The organism is Geodermatophilus sp. SYSU D00879 (genome assembly GCF_054050375.1).
Window position 1 is genome coordinate 61,941 of record NZ_JBJGZF010000003.1, and the last position, 20,928, is coordinate 82,868.

Annotated in this window: 20 protein-coding genes and 1 riboswitch; of the genes, 7 read left to right on the forward strand and 13 right to left on the reverse strand. The window is 76.6% G+C overall.

Features of this window, described 5'->3' with window-relative positions; genetic code table 11:
- Positions 1–11 precede the first annotated feature (11 nt).
- Both ACI79B_RS05945 and ACI79B_RS05950 read right to left on the reverse strand, forming a co-directional pair.
- Entirely contained in the window at positions 12–1,469 is a 1,458-nt protein-coding gene (locus tag ACI79B_RS05945; protein WP_456926608.1) for a glycine hydroxymethyltransferase, read from the reverse strand.
- A gap of 25 nt (positions 1,470–1,494) precedes the next feature.
- Positions 1,495–1,578: riboswitch (ZMP/ZTP riboswitch) on the reverse strand.
- A 45-nt stretch (positions 1,579–1,623) separates the two neighbouring features.
- Positions 1,624–3,273, reverse strand: coding sequence for an amidohydrolase (locus ACI79B_RS05950; RefSeq protein WP_456926609.1), 1,650 nt, complete (start codon positions 3,271–3,273; stop codon positions 1,624–1,626).
- A gap of 112 nt (positions 3,274–3,385) precedes the next feature.
- Here ACI79B_RS05950 and ACI79B_RS05955 point away from each other — a divergent pair, with 112 nt between their 5' ends.
- Positions 3,386–3,724 (forward strand): Rv2175c family DNA-binding protein, encoded by a 339-nt coding sequence (locus ACI79B_RS05955; RefSeq protein WP_456926610.1) that lies wholly within the window; start codon positions 3,386–3,388, stop codon positions 3,722–3,724.
- On the opposite strand, the gene ACI79B_RS05960 is transcribed toward ACI79B_RS05955, so the two are convergent.
- Genes ACI79B_RS05960 through ACI79B_RS05970 form a run of 3 tightly spaced genes read right to left on the reverse strand, consistent with a single transcriptional unit; the run spans position 3,721 to position 7,270 of the window.
- Positions 3,721–4,674 carry a phytoene/squalene synthase family protein gene (locus tag ACI79B_RS05960; protein ID WP_456926611.1) on the reverse strand — a complete coding sequence of 318 codons (954 nt, stop codon included), beginning with the start codon at positions 4,672–4,674 and terminating at the stop codon, positions 3,721–3,723. The two genes, ACI79B_RS05955 and ACI79B_RS05960, sit on opposite strands and share 4 nt — an antisense overlap.
- Positions 4,671–6,164, reverse strand: coding sequence for a phytoene desaturase family protein (gene crtI / locus ACI79B_RS05965; protein WP_456926612.1), 1,494 nt, complete (start codon positions 6,162–6,164; stop codon positions 4,671–4,673). Before crtI ends, ACI79B_RS05960 begins: the two co-directional genes overlap by 4 nt.
- 2 nt (positions 6,165–6,166) lie before the next feature.
- Positions 6,167–7,270: a polyprenyl synthetase family protein gene (locus ACI79B_RS05970; protein WP_456926613.1), complete on the reverse strand. Its 1,104-nt coding sequence runs from the start codon at positions 7,268–7,270 to the stop codon at positions 6,167–6,169.
- 202 nt (positions 7,271–7,472) lie between these two features.
- Between ACI79B_RS05970 and metF the strand changes: the two genes are divergently transcribed.
- Positions 7,473–8,405 (forward strand): methylenetetrahydrofolate reductase [NAD(P)H], encoded by a 933-nt coding sequence (gene metF / locus ACI79B_RS05975; RefSeq protein ID WP_456926614.1) that lies wholly within the window; start codon positions 7,473–7,475, stop codon positions 8,403–8,405.
- A gap of 81 nt (positions 8,406–8,486) precedes the next feature.
- Here metF and ACI79B_RS05980 read toward each other — a convergent pair whose 3' ends face one another.
- Positions 8,487–9,992 (reverse strand): DUF222 domain-containing protein, encoded by a 1,506-nt coding sequence (locus ACI79B_RS05980; protein WP_456926615.1) that lies wholly within the window; start codon positions 9,990–9,992, stop codon positions 8,487–8,489.
- 278 nt (positions 9,993–10,270) lie between these two features.
- Positions 10,271–10,915 (reverse strand): hypothetical protein, encoded by a 645-nt coding sequence (locus ACI79B_RS05985; protein ID WP_456926616.1) that lies wholly within the window; start codon positions 10,913–10,915, stop codon positions 10,271–10,273.
- 75 nt (positions 10,916–10,990) lie between these two features.
- On the opposite strand from ACI79B_RS05985, the gene ACI79B_RS05990 reads away from it, so the two are divergent.
- From ACI79B_RS05990 to ACI79B_RS06000, 3 genes are read left to right on the forward strand one after another with little or no spacing between them, the layout of a single operon-like run.
- Positions 10,991–12,097, forward strand: coding sequence for a transcriptional regulator (locus ACI79B_RS05990; RefSeq protein WP_456926617.1), 1,107 nt, complete (start codon positions 10,991–10,993; stop codon positions 12,095–12,097).
- A 10-nt stretch (positions 12,098–12,107) separates the two neighbouring features.
- Complete coding sequence (locus tag ACI79B_RS05995; protein ID WP_456926618.1) at positions 12,108–13,025, forward strand: ABC transporter ATP-binding protein; 918 nt, start codon at positions 12,108–12,110, stop codon at positions 13,023–13,025.
- Positions 13,026–13,081: 56 nt separating this feature from the next.
- Complete coding sequence (locus tag ACI79B_RS06000) at positions 13,082–13,894, forward strand: ABC transporter permease (protein WP_456926619.1); 813 nt, start codon at positions 13,082–13,084, stop codon at positions 13,892–13,894.
- On the opposite strand, the gene ACI79B_RS06005 is transcribed toward ACI79B_RS06000, so the two are convergent.
- A complete protein-coding gene (locus ACI79B_RS06005; protein ID WP_456926620.1) occupies positions 13,891–14,697 on the reverse strand; it encodes a lipase family alpha/beta hydrolase in 807 nt (268 codons plus the stop codon). The two genes, ACI79B_RS06000 and ACI79B_RS06005, sit on opposite strands and share 4 nt — an antisense overlap.
- 64 nt (positions 14,698–14,761) lie before the next feature.
- On the opposite strand from ACI79B_RS06005, the gene ACI79B_RS06010 reads away from it, so the two are divergent.
- On the forward strand, positions 14,762–15,451 hold the full coding sequence (locus tag ACI79B_RS06010) for a CDP-alcohol phosphatidyltransferase family protein (RefSeq protein WP_456926621.1): 690 nt from the start codon (positions 14,762–14,764) through the stop codon (positions 15,449–15,451).
- Here the strand turns inward: ACI79B_RS06010 and ACI79B_RS06015 are convergent.
- On the reverse strand, positions 15,448–15,618 hold the full coding sequence (locus ACI79B_RS06015) for a hypothetical protein (protein WP_456926622.1): 171 nt from the start codon (positions 15,616–15,618) through the stop codon (positions 15,448–15,450). The genes ACI79B_RS06010 and ACI79B_RS06015 overlap by 4 nt on opposite strands.
- Positions 15,619–15,728: 110 nt before the next feature.
- On the opposite strand from ACI79B_RS06015, the gene ACI79B_RS06020 reads away from it, so the two are divergent.
- Complete coding sequence (locus tag ACI79B_RS06020; protein WP_456926623.1) at positions 15,729–16,706, forward strand: carbohydrate kinase family protein; 978 nt, start codon at positions 15,729–15,731, stop codon at positions 16,704–16,706.
- A gap of 24 nt (positions 16,707–16,730) precedes the next feature.
- Here ACI79B_RS06020 and ACI79B_RS06025 read toward each other — a convergent pair whose 3' ends face one another.
- Genes ACI79B_RS06025 through ACI79B_RS06040 form a run of 4 tightly spaced genes read right to left on the reverse strand, consistent with a single transcriptional unit; the run spans position 16,731 to position 20,928 of the window.
- Entirely contained in the window at positions 16,731–17,390 is a 660-nt protein-coding gene (locus tag ACI79B_RS06025) for a flavin reductase family protein (RefSeq protein ID WP_456926624.1), read from the reverse strand.
- 18 nt (positions 17,391–17,408) lie between these two features.
- Complete coding sequence (locus ACI79B_RS06030; protein WP_456926625.1) at positions 17,409–18,509, reverse strand: glycosyltransferase; 1,101 nt, start codon at positions 18,507–18,509, stop codon at positions 17,409–17,411.
- Positions 18,506–19,297, reverse strand: a complete 792-nt coding sequence (locus ACI79B_RS06035; RefSeq protein WP_456926626.1) for a carotenoid biosynthesis protein — start codon at positions 19,295–19,297, stop codon at positions 18,506–18,508. The genes ACI79B_RS06030 and ACI79B_RS06035 overlap by 4 nt, the downstream gene beginning before the upstream one ends.
- Positions 19,294–20,928: a phytoene desaturase family protein gene (locus ACI79B_RS06040; protein WP_456926627.1), complete on the reverse strand. Its 1,635-nt coding sequence runs from the start codon at positions 20,926–20,928 to the stop codon at positions 19,294–19,296. Before ACI79B_RS06040 ends, ACI79B_RS06035 begins: the two co-directional genes overlap by 4 nt.

Here is a 20,928-nt window from a genome sequence, read left to right on the forward strand (position 1 = left end):
CCGTCGCGGGCTCAGGACAGCTCGAGCCCGGGGTAGAGCGGGTGCGCGGCGACCAGCTCGGCCGCGGCCGCGCGGGTCTTCTCGGCCAGGCCGCCGTCGACGACGTACTTCGCCTTCGACGGCGAGCCGTCCTTCGTCGCGGTGGGGCTGGTGTGCGACAGAACGTCGACGATCAGCTCGGCGGTGCGGTCGAACTCGGCGGCGCCGAACCCGCGGGTGGTCAGCGCCGGGGTGCCCAGCCGGACGCCGGAGGTGTACCAGGCGCCGTTGGGGTCGGCCGGGATCGCGTTGCGGTTGGTGACGATGCCGGCGTCGAGCAGCGCCGACTCGGCCTGCCGGCCGGTGAGGCCGAAGCCGGAGACGTCGAGCAGCACGATGTGGTTGTCGGTGCCGCCGGTGACCAGCCGGGCGCCGCGGCGGGACAGCCCCTCGGCGAGGGACACGGCGTTGTCGACGACGGCCTGCGCGTAGCCGGCGAACTCCGGCCGGCGGGCCTCGGCGAAGGCGACCGCCTTGGCGGCCATGACGTGCGGCAGCGGGCCGCCGAGCACCATCGGGCAGCCGCGGTCGACGGCGTCGCTGTACTCGGGCTGGGCCAGCACGAACCCGCCGCGCGGGCCGCGCAGCGACTTGTGGCTGGTGCTGGTGACCACGTGCGCGTGCGGCACCGGGTCGAAGTCGCCGGTGAAGACCTTCCCGGCGACCAGGCCGGCGAAGTGGCTCATGTCCACCACGAGCGTCGCGCCGACCTCGTCGGCGATCTCCCGCATCCGCGCGAAGTCGACCTTGCGCGGGTAGGCGGAGTAGCCGGCCATGAGGATCAGCGGGCGGAACTCGCGGGCGCGGGCGGCGACGGCGTCGTAGTCGAGCAGCCCGGTCCCCGGGTCGGTGCCGTAGGAGGACTGGGCGAACATCTTGCCGCTGATGTTCGGGCGGAAGCCGTGGGTGAGGTGGCCGCCGGCGTCGAGGCTCATGCCGAGCATCCGCTGGTCGCCGAGGGCGTGCCGCAGGGTGGCCCAGTCCTCGTCGGTGAGGTCGTTGACGTGCCGGACGCCGGCCCGCTCCAGGGCGGGGGACTCGATCCGCTGGGCGAGCACCGCCCAGAACGCGACCAGGTTGGCGTCGATGCCCGAGTGCGGCTGGACGTAGGCGTAGGGGGCGCCGAACAGCTCGCGGGCGTGCTCGGCGGCCAGCGCCTCGACGGTGTCGACGTTCTGGCAGCCGGCGTAGAAGCGGTGCCCGACGGTGCCCTCGGCGTACTTGTCGCTGAACCAGTTGCCCATCGTCAGCAGCACCGCGGGGCTGGCGTAGTTCTCGCTGGCGATGAGCTTGAGGGAGGCGCGCTGGTCGGCGAGCTCCGCGCCGATCGCGTCGGCCACCCGCGGCTCGACGTCGGCGATGACCGACAGGGCGCTGCGGTAGGCGGTGGACGCGGCGGCGGCGTCGAAGGAGGGGGTCACGTCGCTCATGGGGGCTCCTGGCGGGTGTCGGCGTCAGCGGTGCCCAGGCGCCCGGCGGGGGAGTGCAGGCCGCTCCCCGGTGGTGCCCCACCTCGATGCGCCAGTCACGGCCCGGGCCGATCCTACCGGGGGCGCCTGGGGCCGGCCGCATCCCGCGCGGCGGTCACCCGCCCGCCAGCCGACCCTCGGCGTCGTGGCCGAACACGCCGCCGACCATGGTCGCCCGGACCTGCACGTCCCGGATCCGCTCCGGCGCCACCGCCAGCAGGTCGTCGGACAGGACGACCAGGTCCGCGAGCATCCCCCGGCGCAGGGTTCCCTTGCGCGTCTCCTCGAAGACCGCGTGGGCGGAGCCGACCGTGTAGGCGCGCAGGGCCTGGCGGGCGGTGAGCGCCTCGTGCGGCGCGAGGGGGGCCCCGCCGGCGGACCGGCGGTTGACCATGTCGTGGATGCTCAGGATCGGCTCGCCGGGGACGACGGGCGCGTCCGTCGAGCCGGGGAGCTCGACGCCGGCATCGACGAAGGACCGCATCCGGTAGGCGAGCCCGGTCCGTCCCGGGCCGAGCGCCGTCAGGATCCCGTCACCGAGCGCGGACAGGAACCTGCCCTGCGGTACCGGGAGGAGCCCCGCCGCGACGATCCGCGCCACCTGCTCGTCGGAGGCCACCCCGACGTGCTCGATGCGGTGCCGGGCATCGGCGCGGGGTGCCCGCCGCTGCGCCTCCTCGTAGGCGTCGAGGACGACGTCGAGCGCCCGGTCGCCGATCGCGTGGGTGGCGACCTGCCACCCGTTGAGGTGGCCGCGCACGATGCTCTCGCGCAGGGCAGCGGCGTCCGCCTGCAGGTAGCCGGCGTTCCCCGGGGTGTCGGCGTAGTCGCGGCTCATGGCCGCCGTCCGGCCCATCAGGGAGCCGTCGGCCATGATCTTCACCGGTCCCAGGCGGAACCACTCGTCGCCGAGACCGGTGCGGATCCCGAGGTCCAGGCCCCAGCCCTCGAGTTCCTCGTCCACGCGGCCGAGCCCGTGGAGGGCGTCGACGAAGGGCATCGCCGTGACCCGGGTGCGCAGCACGCCGCGCTCGCGCGCCAGCTGGAAGGCGCGGGCGTCCGCCGGACCGTGGCCGATCATCCGTCCGCCGATGCCGGGTTCGGTCACGCTGGTGAGGCCGTGGCGCAGCGCCCAGGCCGACGCCGCTCCGATCGCGGCCACGAGGTCCTCCTGGGGCACCGGCCGCAGGACCCGGCTCACCAGCGCCATCGCCTGCTCCTGCAGGAGGCCGGTGGCGACGCCGTCGACGCGCACGACGCTGCCGCCCGGCGGCGCCTCGACCGCGTCCGGGTCGGCGTGGCCCGCGAGGCGGAAGGCCTCGGTGCTGGCGACCGCCATGTGGTTGGAGGCGTGCACGAGGTAGACCGGCCGGCCCCCGGCGACGCGGTCGAGCACCTGCCGTGTGGGGTGTGCGCCGATCTTGTTCTGGTCGTAGCCGTTGCCCACCACCCAGGCGCCCTCCGGCCGGGCGGCGGCCCACTCCGCGACCCGCCGGTAGAGCTCGTCGAGGGTGGGTGCGGCCTCCGCGGAGAGGTCGAGCTGCGTCATCTCCCTGCCGAGCACCGAGAAGTGCAGGTGAGCGTCGTTGAAGCCCGGCACCACGGGGGCCCCGCCCAGGTCGTGGCGCACGTCCGCGGTGACCCCGTCGAGGTCCTCGTCGAGGCCGACGACCCGGCCGCCGAGGACGCCGATCGTCGAGGCCGTCGGTCGTGCCGGGTCGAGGGTGGTGATGCGGGCGTTGGTGAGGACGGTGTCGATGCGCATCGTGGTCGGTTCCTCGGGGCCGGCAGGGCGACGGGTCCGTGCCCCGCCCACGGTCGCACGGCCGTGCCGCCGCCGATGGTAGCCGGGTCCCGCGCCGTCCTAGGCTCGGACCGTGCAGTCCGACGAGATGAAGACCCTCACGCCGGCAGAGGTCGCCGACGCCCTCGGGGTCTCGCCCAACAAGGTCCGGCAGCTTGTCCGCGAGGGGAAGCTCATGGCCGTGCCGGGCAGCGGCAACAGCCGCATCCCCGCCGAGTTCCTGCAGGACGGCGCGGTGCTGCGGCACCTGCCGGGGCTGATCACCGTCCTCAAGGACGGCGGGTTCAGCGACGACGAGGTCTTCGAGTGGCTGTTCCGCGAGGACGAGTCGCTGCCCGGGACCCCGGTCGAGGCGCTGCGCGGCGACCGGCACACCGAGGTCACCCGGCGCGCGCAGGCGCTTGCCTTCTAGGAGCGCCGCCCTTCCAGGAGCGCCGCCGAGGAGCGCCGCCCCCTGAGCCGCACCGCCTGGGCGCTCGCGAGGCGGCGGGCGAAGATCCCGAGCCGGCGGGGCTTGGACACCGTCACCCGGCGGTCGAGCACCCGGTGGTCGGCGCGCTCGATCTCGGTGAGGATGCCGCCGTAGAGCGCCGTCGCCGCGCGCACGCAGTCCCGGGACTCGGGCGCGAGCATCGGCGTCCCCGGGGCGGCGTCGTCGTAGCGGCGGCGGACGATCTCCACCATCTCCTGCATCAGCGCGCGGAAGCGGGCGTCGTACCGCTTGGCCTCGATCTGCTCGCGGGTGACGCCGTGGGCGGCCATGACGTCGGCCGGCAGGTAGACCCGGCCGCGGTCGGCGTCCTCGGCGACGTCGCGCAGGAAGTTGGTCAGCTGGAACGCCTCACCCAGCGCGATGGCGTGCGGCGCGGCCTCCTCCTGCGTCACGCCGGGCGCGGTGCCCAGCACGGGCAGCACCTGCAGGCCGATCACCGACGCCGAGCCCCACATGTACCGGTCGAGCGCGGCGATGTCGGCGTAGCCGGTGACGGTGAGGTCGCTGGTCATCGCGGCGAGGAAGTCGACGAGGTGCTCGACCGGGATGCGGTACCGGCGGTAGGTGTGCACCGTGGCCAGCCGCACCGGGTCGTCGGACCAGCCGGCCTCCAGCTCGTCGAGCAGCGCCCGCGACCAGTCGGCGAGGTCGGCCCCGGGGTCGGCGCCGGGGTGGTCGACGAGGTCGTCCGCGGTGCGGGCGGCGGCGTAGAGCGCGTGGATCGCCGGGCGCCGGTCGGCGGTGAGCAGCCGGGTGGCCAGGTGGTAGCTCTTGCCGTGCTCGGCGTTGACCGCGGCGCAGTGCCGGTAGGCGGCGTCGAGCCGCTCCTGCCGCTCGGCCCGGGTCAGCGGCCGCTCGGTCGCGGTCACCGCGTCACCGGCCCGGTGATCCGCTCGGCGGCCAGCCGCCCGCTGATGACCACCATGGGGACGCCGACGCCGGGCTGCACCGACGAGCCGGCCAGCACCACGTTCTCCGGGCCGCGGCGGGGCAGCGTCGGCGTCCGGAACGGGCCGGTCTGGCCGAAGGTGTGCGCCAGGGCGAACGGCGTGCCGGCCGCCATGCCCTGCCGCGCCCAGGTCAGCGGGGTGTCCACGTGCTCCACCTCGATCGCGTCGGAGATCCCCGTCCAGCCGCGGGCCTCGAGCACACCGAGCACCTCCTCGCGGTAGCGGGGGGCGAGGGCGTCCCAGTCGATGCCCGGGTTGCCGCCGGAGCGCGGGTCGAGGTTCGGCGCCGGCGCGACGACGCTGAGCACCTGCCCGCCGCCGGGCGCCAGCGACCGGTCGGTGACCGAGGGCATGCTCACCAGCAGGCTCGGGTCGCTCATCGGCCGGCCGTCGCGGGTGAGCTCGTCGAACACCTGCCGCCAGGCCGCGCCGAAGCTGATCGTGTGGTGTGCCTGCCCGGGCAGCTCGTCGCGGACGCCGAGGTGCAGGGTCACGCACGACGGCGAGTAGGTGGGCCGCCGCCGGCGGGAGGACCCGGGCACCAGCCGCTCGGGCTCGTCGGTGGTCACGACCACGGCGTCGGCGGGCAGCCGCTCGCCGCCCGCGAGGCAGACGCCGGTGACCCGCCGGCCGCGCAGCTCCAGCTCCTCCACCGCCGCGCCGTACCGGAATCCCACGCCGGCGTCCGCGGCCGCGGCGGCCATCGCGCGCGGCACCGCGCCGATCCCGCCGACCGGGTGCCAGACGCCGGCACCGATGTCGAGCTGCGCGATGACGGCGTAGGCGGCGATCGCCCGGAACGGCGACACCCCGGCATAGAGCGCCTGGAAGCTGAACAGCCGGCGCAGCCGGTCGTCGGTGAAGAACCGGGCCACGTGGCTCGACAGCCGCCCGAAGCCGCCGCGCCGGACCAGCGCCCACAGCTCGGGGCCGAGCAGGTCCAGCGGGGTGTCGAGGTTGCGGTCGATGAAGGTGTCCAGCTGCAGCCGGTACAGCTCGGCGAGGTCGGCGAGGTAGCGGCGCAGCGCGGCGGCCTCGGCCGGGCCGGCCAGCGCCTCCACCTCGGCGGCGAACCGGTCGACGTCGGCGTGCACGTCCAGGTGCGAGCCGTCGGCGAACTGCGCCCGGTAGGTGGTTTCCAGCGGCACCAGCGTCAGCCGGTCCTCGAGCTTCTCGCCGACGGCGGCCAGCGTGTCGGCCACGAGCTCCGGCGCGGTGAACACCGAGGGGCCGGTGTCCAGGACGTAGCCGTCGCGGGCGACGACGCCGGCGCGCCCGCCGGGACCGTCGCCGCGCTCGACGACGGTCACCTCGCGGCCGGCGCCGCGCAGCCGCAGCGCCGTCGCGAGACCGGCGAGGCCGGCACCGACGACGACGACCCGGTCGGTCGGCCCGGGGACGGTGCGCACGCTCAGGCGGTCCGGGAGGTCGCGGCGACGGCGAGCGCGTCGAGGGCGGCGCGGGCCTCGTCGGCGATCGGGGCGTCGGCGATCGCGCGGCGGGCGGTGGCGGTGCGCTCGGCGATCCGCTCCTCGACCCGGGCGCGGGCGCCGGTGTCCTCGATCAGCCGGCGCAGCGCGTCCAGCTGCTCGGCGTCGCAGTCGGGGTTGCCCAGGCAGGTGCGCAGCAGCCGGCGGCCGGCGTCGTCGGCGGCCTCCTCGGCGAGGGCGACCAGCAGCGTCTGCTTGCCCTCGCGCAGGTCGTCGTCGGCGGACTTGCCGGTGACGGCGGGGTCGCCGAAGACGCCGAGGACGTCGTCGCGCAGCTGGAACGCCTCGCCCAGGGGCAGGCCGACGGCGGTGTAGACGTCGGCGGCGCGCGGTCCGGCGCCGGCGATGGCGGCGCCGAGCTGCAGCGGCCGCTGGACGGTGTAGCCGGCGCTCTTGTAGCGGGCGACGGTGAGCGCGCCCTGGGCGCCGGGCAGGCCGCCGGCGGCGCGCAGCAGGTCCAGGTACTGCCCGGCGGTGACCTCGGTGCGCATGGTGTCCCAGACGGAGCGGGCGCGGGCCAGCGCCGGGGCGCTGATGCCCGAGCGGCGCAGCAGCTCGTCGGACCACACCAGAGCGAGGTCGCCGACGAGGATGGCCGCGCCGACGCCGAAGGCCTCGCCGTCGCCGGTCAGGCCACCGTCGCCGTGCCGCGAGGCGAACCCGATGTGCGTGGCCGGCCGGCCGCGGCGGGTGAGCGCGCCGTCCATGACGTCGTCGTGGACCAGGGCGCTGGCGTGCACGAACTCCAGCGCGGCGACCGCGCGCAGCACCGCGGCGTCGTCCTCGGCCGGGCCGCTGACGTCCTCGGTGACCCCGCGCCAGCCCCAGTAGGCGAACGCCGGGCGCAGCCGCTTGCCGCCGTCGGCGAGCGCGCAGACCTCGTCGACGACGGGGGTCAGTGCCGGTGCCATCCCGGCGAGCGTGGTCCGCTGCTCCTCGAGGAAGCCGGTCAGCGCCGCGGACACCGCACCGCGGATCCGGTCCAGGTCGGCGACCTCCAGGGGCGGGGCCAGGGGCCGGACCACGGACTCTGCCTCTGCCGCCCCGGTGATCACGCGGCCAGTATCGCCCCATCGAGTAGTGCGCGTCCTGTCCAGGGGCCGGTGGTGGGCGCTCACGGGACCTCCTCGCCGCTCTGCGATCGCGTTGTCGTCGTCTTCCCGGGGTCTTCTGCCGGGACCGTGTGGACGGATGCAGCGGCTGCGGCTCCACGTACCCTCGGCACCCGTGACCCGAAGCGTCCGCGAGCTGCTCGCCTCGTCGCGGCCCACGTGGTCGTTCGAGTTCTTCCCCCCGAAGACACCCGAGGCCGAGGTCCAGCTGTGGACGGCGCTGCGGCAGCTCGAGCGGCTGCGCCCGTCGTTCGTGTCGGTCACCTACGGCGCCGGCGGCTCCACCCGTGAGGGCACCGTGGCCGTCACCGAGCGGATCGCCGCCGAGACGACGATGACCCCGCTGGCGCACCTGACCGCGGTCGACCACTCGGTGGCCGAGCTGCGGCACGTCGTCAGCCGGCTGGCCGCCGCGGGCGTGCGCAACCTGCTGGCGCTGCGCGGTGACCCGCCGGGCACCGACCCGCAGGCCGAGTGGGTCCGGCACCCCGAGGGCCTGGAGTACGCCTCGGAGCTGGTCGAGCTGATCCGCTCGATGGGCGACTTCTCCGTGGGCGTCGCGGCCTTCCCCGAGCGGCACCCGCGCTCGCCGGACTTCGAGACCGACGTCGAGATGTTCGTGCGCAAGTGCCGCGCCGGCGCGGACTTCGCGATCACGCAGATGTTCTTCCGTGTCGAGGACTACCTGCGGCTGCGCGACCGGGTCGCCGCCCACGGCTGCGACGTCCCGGTCATCGCAGGCGTCATGCCGGTCACCAACGCGCGGCAGATCGCCCGGATCGTGCAGCTGTCGGGCCAGGCGTTCCCCGAGGACCTGGCCGCGCGGTTCGCCGAGCTCGACGGCGACTCACCCGAGGCGAAGGCGGCGGTGCGCGCCTACGGCGTCGAGGTGGCCACGGCGATGTGCCGGCAGCTGCTGGACGAGGGCGTGCCCGGCATCCACTTCATCACCATGAACCGGTCGACGGCGACGCGGGAGGTCTTCACCAACCTCACCGACGCCGGCACCGGGACCTCGGTGCCCTCGACGCTGGCCGCTGCTCCCTGACGGGTGTGGCTGCTGCGCGTCCGCGGGCAGCGGAGGTCGCCGGCTCGCCACGGTGCGGGTGAGCCGGCGTCTCCTCGTCGGTCAGAACGGAGGAGGCTCGTCCGGGTCGGCCGGTGGGGGTGGTCCGGGATCGTCGGGCGGTGGGTCGGGCTCTGCTGGTGGTGGTCGCACGCCCGGTGGCCGGGTCGTCCTGGTGATGCCCGACGGCGTGGTGACGCTCAGGACCCCGTCGGCGGTCATCTCGAACCGCCAGCCTCGGGCGAGGGTCTTCAGGCGGTGGTGGCTGCGGCACAGGCAGCAGAGGTTCGCGCAGTCGGTCGCCCCGCCGTGGGCGTGGGGGATGACGTGGTCGGCGTCGGCCCAGCCGACGCGCTGGCCGCAGGTGGGGAAGCGGCAGGTGCGGTCGCGGGTGTGCACGAACCGCCGCTGCGGCGCGGAGGGCGCGTAGCTCTCCGTCTCGGCCGGCCGGTCGAGCACCGCGCACTCGCACTCCGTGTCGGTGTCCGGATGGTCGGGGCAGCCGCGGCCGGCCAGGCGACGGAGTTGATCGAGGGTGGTCGTCGCCCGCAGCGTGCCGTCGTCGTCGACCAGGGCGAGGGTGACCGATCCGCCCTCGGGCGCCCGCAGGCCCAGGGCGTCGAGCTGGGTGAGCAGTTCGCGCAGGTGGGCGGCGGTGATCGGCAGCCCGTTCACCGCACCCGCCTCCGGCGAGCGGCCGGCCAGCGCGCTGAGGGTGGCGATGACCTGCAGGTGCGCGGTCACCGAGGGCCGGCCGGTCTCCCAGGGGCGCTGCAGCAGGTCGGTGTAGACCAGGGTGCGCAGCTGCCCGATCGGGCGGGGGTCGCCGTCGGCCTTGAGCATCTGGGCGAGGGTGTCGACGAAGGCGTGGCAGGCGGCGGCGACGTCGGCGGGCAGGTCGGCGGCGAGGGTGGCCATGCCGTCGTACGGGGAGTCGTAGAGCCGCACGTCGGCGTGCCGTTCGGCCTGCGCGCGGCGGGCGTCGATGGCGTCGGCGTCGGCGGCCTGCAGCAACGCCAGCGCCCGTTCCCGCAGCTTGCGCACCGTCAGCGACGGGGCCTCGGGCAGCAGCCGGGCCTCCAGGCGGCGGGCGATCGCGGCGGTGGTGTGTTCCAGCACGTCGACCAGGGCCCTGGCGCGGGCCTCGTCCAGGGTGCCAGCGGCCAGCGCCGCCCACGTCGCGGGCAGGTGCGAGCGGTAGATCCAGGCCCGGTGCGCCAGGTGGGAGGCGGTGCCGCGGCCGACGTTGAGGACCACCGCCAGCTCGGCGGTGAAGAACTCCGACACCCCGGGCAGTTCCGGATCCGGCTGCCACGACCCGGAGCGGGCGCCGGGGGTGCCGGGTGTGGGGTCGTCGTCAGCGGGGGAGTCGTCGGCCAGGCCGAGGACCAGCTCGGCCTTGTACGCGGCGGTCATCGCCTCCATCGCCGCGACCCGCTGCAGTTCGGCCGCCTTCTGCTCCCGCGACAGCAGCGCCACCGGCAGCCGGGGGATCGACACCGGCCGCTCGACCAGCCAGCCGGCGAGCGCCCGCTCCACCGGCGACACGTAGCCGGCGACCTCCTCCACACCCCGCACGCTACGGCCGGGGTACGACAGTTTTGGCTGCTCAGACAGCCGTCCGGGCGAAGAGGATCACCGCACACCGAGCCCGGCACCAACACGTGGAGACGATCGATGAGTCCTTCGCGGTCTCCGGCCGAAGATGGCCTCTCTGCCGTTGCTCGACTGCCGAACCGGACTTCGCGGCTGTACGACGCGCAGGCAGGTCAGGCACAGAGCGAGGTCATGCCCACGACCAGCACCGGTGACGAGTCACCGACCCGGAGCCCCCGTACTGCCGAGAGTCACAGCACGCTGACGCGACGACCGGGCTCGATGAGGTCGGCGGTCATCCGGGCCGCCCGGCGCAGCGCCTCGCGCTCGGCGGCGTACCCGCCGAGGACGCCGACCACCGGCAGCTGGGCGAGCGCCCGCGCGCCGATGCGCCCCTTGGGGCGGGCGTCGAGCGCCTCGTCGATGCGGCCGAGCAGCCGGGAGGCCCGCCAGATGGTGCGCACGATGCCCCGCAGGCCGACCCGCTCCTCCTTGGCGCCGATCGCGGTCTCGGTGTAGGCGCCGCGCACCCGTTCCAGCAGCGGGCGGACCCGGCCGGGCGGGAGGTCGCGGTCGAGCAGGACCTCCGACAGCAGGGAGACCCGCTCGGCGGGGTCGGTGACGCCGTGCTCGTTGGCCACGCCGAGCACCACGAGCGACTGGACCGCCGTCCCGACGGTGTTCTGCAGCGGCAGGAGGTCGGCCAGCCGGCCGGCCACCCGCGGCAGGCTGCTCGCGACCGCGCCCACCTGGGCGGCCTGCTCGGCCCACCAGGCGTCGCGCTGTGCGGTCGGGAGGTCCGGTGGACGGGCCAACCGCCGCACGAGAGGGGCGGTGAGCCGGTCCAGCCGGCGCAGGACGTCGACGACGACGGCGTCGCTCAACGGAGGAGCCATGCCCCAGCCGTACCCGTTTGCGCGGTCGGTCCATGCGCGGGCCGCCCGTGGCGCGGCGCTCGTACCGTGGCCGTCATGGCCGCACGCGGGTACGGGCGGGCCCGCCGCTGGTCGGTCGTGGTCGGGCTGGTCGCCGTCCTCGCGTCGCTGCCCGCTCTCGTGGGCGCGCTGCCGGCCGGCGACGCCGACGTCCCCGCCGCCGACCTGCGGGGCGCCGTCCTCGCCAGCGGCGGGGTCGGCTTCTCCGGCTACGCCGTCTCCGCCGGCGGGCTCGCGCTGCCCGTGGGCGACCAGCTGCCCGCCGTCGCCGACCTGCTCAGCGACCGCACCGCGATGCGCGTCTGGTGGCGCGGACCCGAGGAGCACCGGGTCGACGTGGTGTCGGCGACGGGGGAGACCGGCGTGCACGTCGACGTGGGCGGCACCTGGACGTGGGAGTACGAGTCCGCGACCGCCACCCGCACCGCCCCGGCGCCGCTCACCCTGCCCACGGCGCCGGACCTGGTGCCGGCGACCCTGGGCCGGCGGCTGCTGTCGGAGGCGGCCGACGGCGAGCTGTCCCGGATCGGCGCCCGGCGGGTGGCCGGCCGCGACGCGCTCGGCCTGCGCCTGGTGCCCGCGGCGCCGGCCGCCTCGGTGGCGCACGTCGACGTGTGGGCCGACGCGGGCACCGGCCTGCCGCTGGCCGTGGAGGTCGTCGCCGACGGCGCGTCGGCCCCCGCGCTCGACACCCGCTTCCTCGACCTCGACCTGACCGTCCCGCCGGCCGCCGTCGTCACGTTCGTCCCGCCGGCCGACGTCCGCGCCCGGGCCGGCCAGGACGCCGAGGGCCTGCTGCGCGAGGCCGACCGCCGGCTGCGGCTCGTCCCGCTGCCCCGGGAGCTGGCCGGCCTGCCGCGGCGGGAGCTGGCCGGCGCGCCGGAGGTCGTCGGCGTGTACGGCAGCGGCGTGACGCTGCTGGCGGTGGCGCCGGTCCCCGGCCGGCTGGCGGCGGCCGTCCGCTCCGCGCTGGCCGCCGCGCCCGACGCCGTGCGGGACGAGCGCGGCACCCGGGTCGCCGTCGGCCCGCTCGGGTTGATGCTGCTGGACACCCCCGGCTCCGGCACCTACCTGCTGACCGGCACCGTCACCCTCGACGCGCTCGCCGACGCCGCGGCCGGCCTCCCCGGGGCGCCGTCGTGAGGGTGCCGTCGTGAGCTCGGTGATCGTCACCCGGGGGCTGGTCAAGCAGTACGGCCGGGTGCGCGCGGTCGACGGCATCGACCTCGACGTCCGCGCCGGCGACGTCTACGGCTTCCTCGGCGCCAACGGCTCGGGCAAGACGACGACGGTGCGCATGCTGCTGGGCCTGGTGCTGCCCACCCGCGGCGAGGTCGAGCTGCTGGGCGAGCGGATGCCGCGGGCCGGGCGCCGGGTGCTGCCCCGCGTGGGCGCGCTGATCGAGGGCCCGGCGCACCACCGGCACCTGTCCGGCGCGGCCAACCTGGCGCTGCTCGACGCCGCCGGCCCGGGCGGCTCCCGCCGCACGCGGCGCCGGCGGATCGCCGAGGTGCTCGACCAGGTGGGCCTGGGCGGGGTGGGCCGGCGGAAGGTCGGCGCCTACTCGCTCGGCATGCGCCAGCGCCTGGGCCTGGCCGGGGCGCTGCTGCGCCGGCCGGAGCTGCTGGTCCTCGACGAGCCGACCAACGGCCTGGACCCGCAGGGCATCCACGAGATCCGCGAGCTGCTGCTGGAGCTGCACCGCGGCGGGACGACGGTGTTCCTGTCCAGCCACCTGCTGGCCGAGGTCGAGCAGCTGTGCAGCCGGGTCGGCGTCCTCGACCGGGGGCGGCTGGTGCTGCAGGAGGAGATCGCGCGGCTCACCGCGCCCACCGGCGCCACCGTCGTCGACACCCCGGCGCCCGAGCGGGTGCGCGCGGTCCTGGACGGGCGGGTGCTCGGCACCGACGGCGGCCGGGTGGTGGTGCGCGGGGCGGACCCGGCGGAGGTCAACGCGCTGCTGGTGGGCGCCGGTGTCCCGGTGGCGGGGCTCGCGCTGCAGCGGCCCACGCTCGAGGAGGTCGTGCTCGCCGCCGCGGGCACCAGCGCGGACCGGGTGGAGCGGGCGTGATCGGCAGGGAGCGGGCGTGATCGGCAGGGAGCGGGCGTGATCGGCAGGGAGCGGGCGTGATCGGCACGGAGCTGCGCAAGACCTTCGGCCGGCCGCGCACCTGGGCGACGATCGCCGTCCTCAACGCGCTGCCGGTGCTGGTGGCGGTGCTGCTGCAGGTCACCGACCTCGCGCCGCGGCCGGGCGAGGGCCCGCCGTTCCTGTCCGCCGTCCTCACCAACGGGCAGCTGTACCCGCTGGCCGCGCTGGCGATCGTGCTGCCGCTGTTCCTGCCGATCGCGGTCGCGGTGGTCAGCGGCGACGCCGTCGCGGGGGAGGCACAGGCCGGGACGCTGCGCTACCTGCTCGCCCGCCCGGCCGGCCGCACCCGGCTGCTGGTGGCCAAGCTGGTCGCGGTGCTGGCGTTCGTCGTCGTGACCGTCGTGGTGGTCGCCGCGGTCGGCTACGTCGTCGGCCAGCTGCTGTTCGACGCGCGGCCGGTGGCGGGCGGCACGTCGGTGTCGGGCACGTCGCTGACGGCGGAGGAGCTGGCCGGCCGGACGCTGGTGGCGATCGGCTACGTCGCCGTGTCGATGCTCGGCGTCGCGGCGTTCGGGCTGTTCTTCTCCACGCTCACCGACTCGCCGCTGGCCGCCGCGCTCGGCGCGCTGGCGGTGCTCGTGACCTCGTCGCTGCTGTTCACCCTCGACGCCGCCTCGCCGATCGCGCCCTACCTGCCCACGCGCTACTGGCTGGCGTTCGTCGACCTGTTCCGCGACCCGGTCCTGTGGCGCGACGTCGTCCGCGGGCTGGCGCTGCAGGGCGTGTACGTCGGCGTGCTGCTGACCGCGGCGTGGGCGAACTTCACCACCAAGGACGTGACCAGCTAGCCGCCGAGGCGCGCGCAGTCGGCCGGGCCCAGCGGGACGGGGTCGCCCGGTGCGAGCTCGGCCAGCACGATGGCCTGCACCAGCGGGTCGCGCGGCAGCTCGCCGTGGCCGACCTGCGCCTGTGCGCACACCGACTGCACGGTCAGGTTCAGCGCGCCGTCGAGGCGGGCGGAGTCCGGCGGGGTCACCGTCGCGTCCTGCGTCGTCCACACCGACACCCACGTCGGCCCGGCGGGCGTCTCGTCGTCGGCGTTGAGGCCGGCGAGCAGCTCGCTGTCGGTGGCCAGCTGCCGGCAGGCCTCGGGGCACTGGCCGGGCGCGACGCCGGCGGCGAGGTCGGCCAGCGTGGTGCCGTGGTGCGGCGAGCCGAGGGTCACCACCCGGCGGGCCACCTCGCCGCCGTCGCCGGCGGCCCACAGCCGGGCGACGACGCCGCCGGCGGAGTAGCCGACGACGTCGACGCTCTCGGCGTCCGTGCGCTCGAGCGCGGCGTCCGCGGCGTCGTCCAGCGCGCCGGCCGCGGCGGTGAGGTCGCCGGTGCCGTTGCCCGGCAGCGCGACGACGGTGGCGTCGCGGCCCTCGGCGGTCAGCCGGTCGGCCAGCGGTGTCAGCGAGCCGGTGGTGCCGCCGTAGCCGGGGACCAGCAGGACCGGGCCGGGCTCCTCCTGCGACACCGGCGCGGCCGGGTCCGGCCCGTCCGCGCGGGTGAGGAGCAGGACGGTCGCGGCCACGGCGGCGACGAGGACGAGGGCCAGCACGGCGAGGACCAGGCGGCGGCGGGCGGGGGACAGGCCGGCGAGCACCCGTCCACTGTCCCCGGTCCCGCCGGCGTCCACCCGGGCTGGGAGAGACTGCGCCGGTGAGAGGGTGCCCGTGCTGAGCCGCGACGAGTACCTCGCCGAGTGGTCGCGGTGGCACGGCGGCACCGACCCGGCCGCGAGCCGGCTGGTGCTCGGCTGGCTGTCGCTGGCCTACGCGCTGGCCCGCGCGCTGTCCTGGCTGCCGCCGCTGGCCGCGACGGCGCTCGGCCTGCTGGTCGCGCTGGCCGCCGTCGGGCCGGCGCTGGCCGGCGGCGCGTGGCTGGTCGCCGCGGGGCTGCTGATCGGCCTGTCCGGGCTGCTGGACTCCCTCGACGGCGCGCTCGCCCTGGCCGGCGGGCGGGCCTCGCGGCGCGGCTACGTCCTCGACTCCGCCGTCGACCGGCTCACCGAGGCCGGGTACGCGCTCGCCCTGTGGGCGGCCGGGGCGCCGGGCTGGCTGGCCGCCGTCTTCGGGGCGCTGTGCTGGCTGCCGGACTACCTGCGCGCCCGTGCCGGGCAGGCCGGGGTGGCCGAGACCGGGGCGATCTCGGTGTGGGAGCGGCCCACCCGGGTGGCGATGGCCGGGTTCACCGTCGGCGGGGCCGGGATCGTCGCGGCCACCGGCCTGGACGCGCTCGCCGGCGTCGACGACGGCCCCGCGGTCGTGGTCACCGCCGGGGCCGCCGTCGGGGCCGTGCTCGGGCTGGTCGGGACCGCCCAGCTCGGCGTCTCGCTGCGCCGGGCGCTGGGGGACTAGTCGTTCGCCTCGGCGTGCTCGGTGAGGCGGTCCAGCGCCGACTGGTGGTCGGGTTCGGGGTCGCTGCGCCAGCCGCAGGCGCAGACGGCGACGTGGTCGCCGAGGCTGCCCTTGCCGTGGCCGAGGTCGAGCTTCTCCATGGTCGCGAGGGTGTGCTGGTCGCTCATGGGACGGACCTACCCGTTCCGTCCCGGTGCACGCCGGGGCGCGTGTGACCGGGGCCGCCTTCTAGGGTTGCCGTGCTCGCCGTCCCACCCGCTCGCCCCGAGGAGCCCCCGTGCCCGTCGTCGTCACCGGCTCCATCGCCACCGACCACCTGATGACCTTCCCCGGTCGGTTCACCGAGCAGTTCGTCGAGGGGCAGATGGAGAACGTCTCCCTGTCCTTCCTCGTCGACGACCTCATCCAGCACCGCGGCGGCGCCGGCGCCAACATGGCCTACGGCCTGGGCCTGCTCGGCCTCTCGCCGGTGCTGGTCGGCTCGGTGGGCAGCGACTTCGCCGACTACGACGCCTGGCTGACCCGGCACGGCGTCGACACCCACGCCGTGCGGTGGTCCGAGCTCAAGCACACCGCCCGGTTCGTGTGCACCACCGACGCGGTCAACAACCAGATCGCGTCCTTCTACTCGGGTGCGATGAGCGAGGCCGGCGAGATCGAGCTCGGGCCGGTCTGCGACCGCGTCGGCCACCCCGACCTCGTCGTCATCGGCCCCAACGACCCGAAGGCGATGGTGCGGCACACCCAGGAGTGCCGGGACCGCGGCTACCCCTTCGCCGCCGACCCCAGCCAGCAGCTGGCCTGGGCCGACGGCGAGATGATCCGCGAGCTGGTCGACGGCGCGGACCTGCTGTTCACCAACGAGTACGAGTCGGCGCTGCTCACCCAGAAGACCGGCTGGGACGCCGACGAGATCCTCGCCCGGGTCGGCACCTGGGTCACCACCCGCGCCGCCAAGGGCGTGCTCGTGCGGCAGCAGGACACCGCCCCGATCGAGGTCATCGCCGTCCCCGAGACCAAGCCGGTCGAGCCCACCGGCGGCGGCGACGCGCTGCGCGCCGGGTTCATCGCCGGCCGCACCTGGGGGCTGAGCCTGGAGCGGGCGACCCAGCTGGGCTCGGCGGTGGCCACCGAGGCCGTCGAGGTCGTCGGCACCCAGGAGTACGAGCTGCGCCGCGAGCCGTTCCTCCGGCGGTTCACCGCGGCCTTCGGCGACGCCGCCGCCGCCGAGGTCGCCGAGCACCTGCCCGCCTGACCTCCTCGCCCGGGTGGCGGGCGGTCAGCTGTCGCGGACCTGCTGGCCGATCGAGGGGTCCTCGGCCCACTTCGCGTAGGGGATGCGCGGGATCGCGCGCACCTCACCGACGGTGCACCACTCGTTGCCGCCGAGCCGGGCCAGCGGCCGCAGCGCCTCGATCCGCGGGCGGCCGTCGCGGACGGCGTCGGCCCACACGCTGACCCACTCGACCCGGCCGAAGACGACGGTGCTGTCACCCAGCCGCAGCGTCGAGTGCAGCGTGCACTCGATGCTCACCGGCGACTGCGCCACCCGGAGCGCGCCCACCCGCTCGCTCGGCTCCAGCCGGATGCCGGCGGCCTCGGCCTCGCTCTGGTCGGGCGGGAAGTCGGTGCCGGTGGCGTTGGCCTGCTCGAACAGCTCCTCCGGGACCAGGTTGACCGTGAAGTCGCCGGTGGCCTCGACGTTGTTCAGCGAGTCCTTGCGGCCCACCGAGGTGAACTGCACGACCGGCGGCCGCACGCACGCCACCGTGTAGAAGGAGTGCGGCGCCAGGTTGTGCACACCCTCGGCCGAGCGACTGCACACCCACGCGATCGGCCGCGGGACCACCACCGAGTTCATCACCCGGTAGAAGTCCGTGGGGCGCATGTCCCCGGGGTCGAACGCGGTGCGGGCCGGGCTGCTGGAGGGCGAGGTCACGCCCCATCCTGGCCCGGGTCAGCGCAGCGCGCGTCCGCGCCAGGTGAGCGTGCCCCGCCGGTGCCCGGCCACCGACCCGGCCAGCAGCACGTCGAGGGCCAGCAGCGACAGCGGGTGCGCCAGGGCGTCGGGCCACACCCGCCCGCCGGTCGCCGCCGCGCTCACCGCCCGCCCGGCCACACCGGCCAGCCAGCCGGCGAGGCCCGCCCGCGACCCGCGCAGCGCCGCCAGCGGCGGGACGACGCCGACGGCGGTCAGCACCGCCGCCGCGGCCACCGACGCCGCCGGCGACCCGCCGACCGACGCCCACAGCGACTTGCCGTAGCCCTCCCGCATCGCCGCCCAGCCGTCGTACATCCGGCACTCGGCCAGCGTCGCGCCCGCCGCCGGCACCGCCCGCCCGCCGGACCGCTTGACCGCCCGCGCCAGCGCGACGTCCTCCACCACCTCCGCGCGCACCGCCGCGTGCCCGCGGGCGCGCAGGTAGCCGCGGCGGGTGAGCGCGAGGAACTGGCCGTTGGCCGCGGTCAGCGACGGCCGCGGCGAGCGCTCGGCCACCCGCAGCGGCAGCGTGGTCAGCCACAGCCACGGCGACAGCGGCTGCACCAGCCGCTCGGCGAGGGTGCCCGCCACCGGCCGCGGCCACGGCGAGACCAGGTCCAGGCCGTGCGCCTCGAGCAGCCAGGCGGCGGCGGCCAGCGCGTCGGGCGCCACCCGGACGTCGGCGTCGAGGAAGACCAGCACGCCGTCGTCGGTGACCGTCTGCGCGCCGACCCAGCAGGCGTGCGGCTTGCCCAGCCAGCCCTCCGGCAGGTCCCCGGCCGGGACCAGCCGCACCCGCGGGTCGCCGGTGCCGCGGACGACGGCGGCGGTGCCGTCGGTGGAGCCGTCGTCGACGACGACCACCCGCAGGTCCGGGACGCCGGCCGAGGCCAGCACGGCGGCCAGGCAGTCGCCGACCTGCGCCTCCTCGTCGCGCACCGGCAGCACCACGGTGACCGGCCGGGTCGCCTCCGGCGGGTCGGCCGGCGGGCGGCGCAGCAGGGCGGCGTTGACCGCGGCGTGCGCGGCGCCGGCGACCGCCAGGCCGGACAGGACCCGGACGACCGCGCCGCTCACCGGCGGCGGGCCTGCACCGCGAGCACGGCGGCGACGACGGCGGTCAGCGCCGCGCCCCACGCCGCGGAGCCGGGCAGGTCCAGCCAGACGGCGTGCGCGAGCGCCCCGCCGGCCACCATCCAGGCGATCACCAGCAGCGGCGCGGCGTCGACGCGGACGGTCGGGGGGACGACGAGCTCGAGCAGCGCCATGAGCACCAGCCCGGCCAGCAGCCAGCCGGCGAGGTTGGTCAGCGGCACGGTGTCGATGCCGGGCAGCCCCGGGGTGGGGTGCGCCCAGGTCCAGTAGCCGGCCTGCACCAGCTGCGGGTCCAGGACGACGTCCCAGCCGGCGAACACCGCCGCGGCGACGGCGACCCGCGCGGGCCGCCGCCGGCCCGGCCGCACCCCGCGGGTGAGCAGCCCGGCGAGCACGCGGCTCGGCCAGGCCATCATCAGCCAGGCCAGCGGCACGAGGAACGGGACGCCGAGCAGTGTCGGGCCGAGCGCGTCGCTGTAGGAGTAGGTGCCGTAGGGGACGCCGGTGGCCAGCCCGACCGACTCGAACGCGACCGCGGTGACCGCCACCAGACCGAGCACCGCGGCGCCGGCGCGCGCGCCGTGCGCGACGGCGGCCGAGGTCACCGACACCGCCGAGCCGAGCAGCACGATCGTCCAGGACACCGCGTCGCGGGCGGCGCCGTCGGTGAGGGGGTAGGCGATCGCCGCCAGCACCAGCAGGACCGCGAGGACCAGCGGCACCGGCGCCGGTGCGACGGCCCGTCGCACCGCCGCCGTCGCGGCGCTCACCGGGCCGTCCGCGCGAGCCGCCCCGCCGCGGCGCGGGCGCGGGCGAGCGGGCGGCGGTCGGCGAGCACCACCCGGGCCGCCGTCCGGCCGGAGTTGCCCGACACCCCGCCGCCGGGGTGGGTGGAGGCGCCGGCCAGGTACAGCCCGGCCAGGCCCGGCACCCGGTAGCCGGCCAGCGCCGGCGTCGGGCGCAGGGAGAACATGCTGGCCAGGCCCATCTCCACGTGCATGACGTTGCCACGCAGCAGCGACAGCTCGCGTTCCAGCAGCACCGGCGTCTGGACGTACACGTCCTGCACCGAGGCGGCGAAGCCGGGGGCGTACCGGTCGACGGCGGCCACCAGCCGATGCGCCTCGGCGCCGGCGAGGGCGTCCCAGTCGCCGCCGTCGGCGAGCGCGTAGGGGTACCACTGGCCCCACACGGTGACCACGTGCCGCCCGGGCGGGGTGAGGGTGTCGTCGCTGGCGGAGAAGGACATCGCCAGCGGCACCGGCTCGCGGGGCAACCGGCCGCCCAGCCAGTCGCCGTGCGCGGCGGCCAGCTGCGCGCGGTCGGTGCACAGCAGCTGCAGGCCCTGCGCCGACACGGCCGGGTCGACGCCGGGGTAGGCCGGCAGCGCGTCGGTGAGGCAGCGCAGCACCAGGCCGAAGCCGTTGCCCACCGGCGGGGCGGCGTCCGCGAGGGCGGGCGGGGCGTGGTCGCCGGCGAGGTCGCGGGTGGCCAGCACGTGGCAGGCGGCGACGACGACCGGCGCGGACACCCGCCGCCCGGACGCCGTCTCGACGCCGGTGACCCGGCCGCCGTCGACGAGCAGCCGCGCGGCGCCGTCGCCGAGGACGACCCGGCCGCCGTCGGCCTCCAGCCGGCGCCGGAGCGCCTGGGTGAGGCCGCCGGAGCCGCCCACCGGGTGGCCCGGCGGGGTGTCGTGCAGCAGCGCCACCCAGGCGACCATCGCCGCGGTGCCCGGCTCGCTCATCGGCGGGCCGGACTGCGCGCCGAACCAGGCCAGCGCCGCCTTCAGCCGTTCGCTGCCGAACCAGCGGTCCAGCAGCGCGTCGCCGGAGCCGAGGAAGTCGGCGGCGAGGTCGCCGCCGGGGGTGCGCGGGGCGTCGCCGGCCGGCGCGCCCAGCGGCCAGAACGCGCGGGCCAGCCCCAGCAGGGTGGGCCGGCGGCCGAAGGAGTCGACGACGGCACGGCTGCGCGGCCCCCACACGCCGACGAACCGGCGGTAGGCGTCGGCGTCGTCCGGCCCGCAGGCGGCGGCGATCGAGGCGCAGGTGGCGTCGAGGTCGACGGAGAACACCAGCGGGCGGCCGTCCGGGCCGGGGTCGTCGGGCGCCGGGGCGGGCGCGAAGCCCCACGGGTCGCAGTCCACGTAGCGCAGGCCGTGGGCGGCGAGGTCGAGCTCCTCGACGACGCCGCTGTGCCGGACGATCACGTGCGCGCTGGAGCCGCGGTCGACCCGCACCCCGGGCCAGCGCTCCACGGTGGACACCGCCCCGCCGAGGACGTCGTCGCGCTCGACCACCTCGACGGCCAGCCCGGCGCGCGCCAGGTAGCAGGCGGCGACCAGCCCGTTGTGGCCGGCGCCGACGACGACGGCGTCGACGGCCCGGTCCGGCTCCCGCAC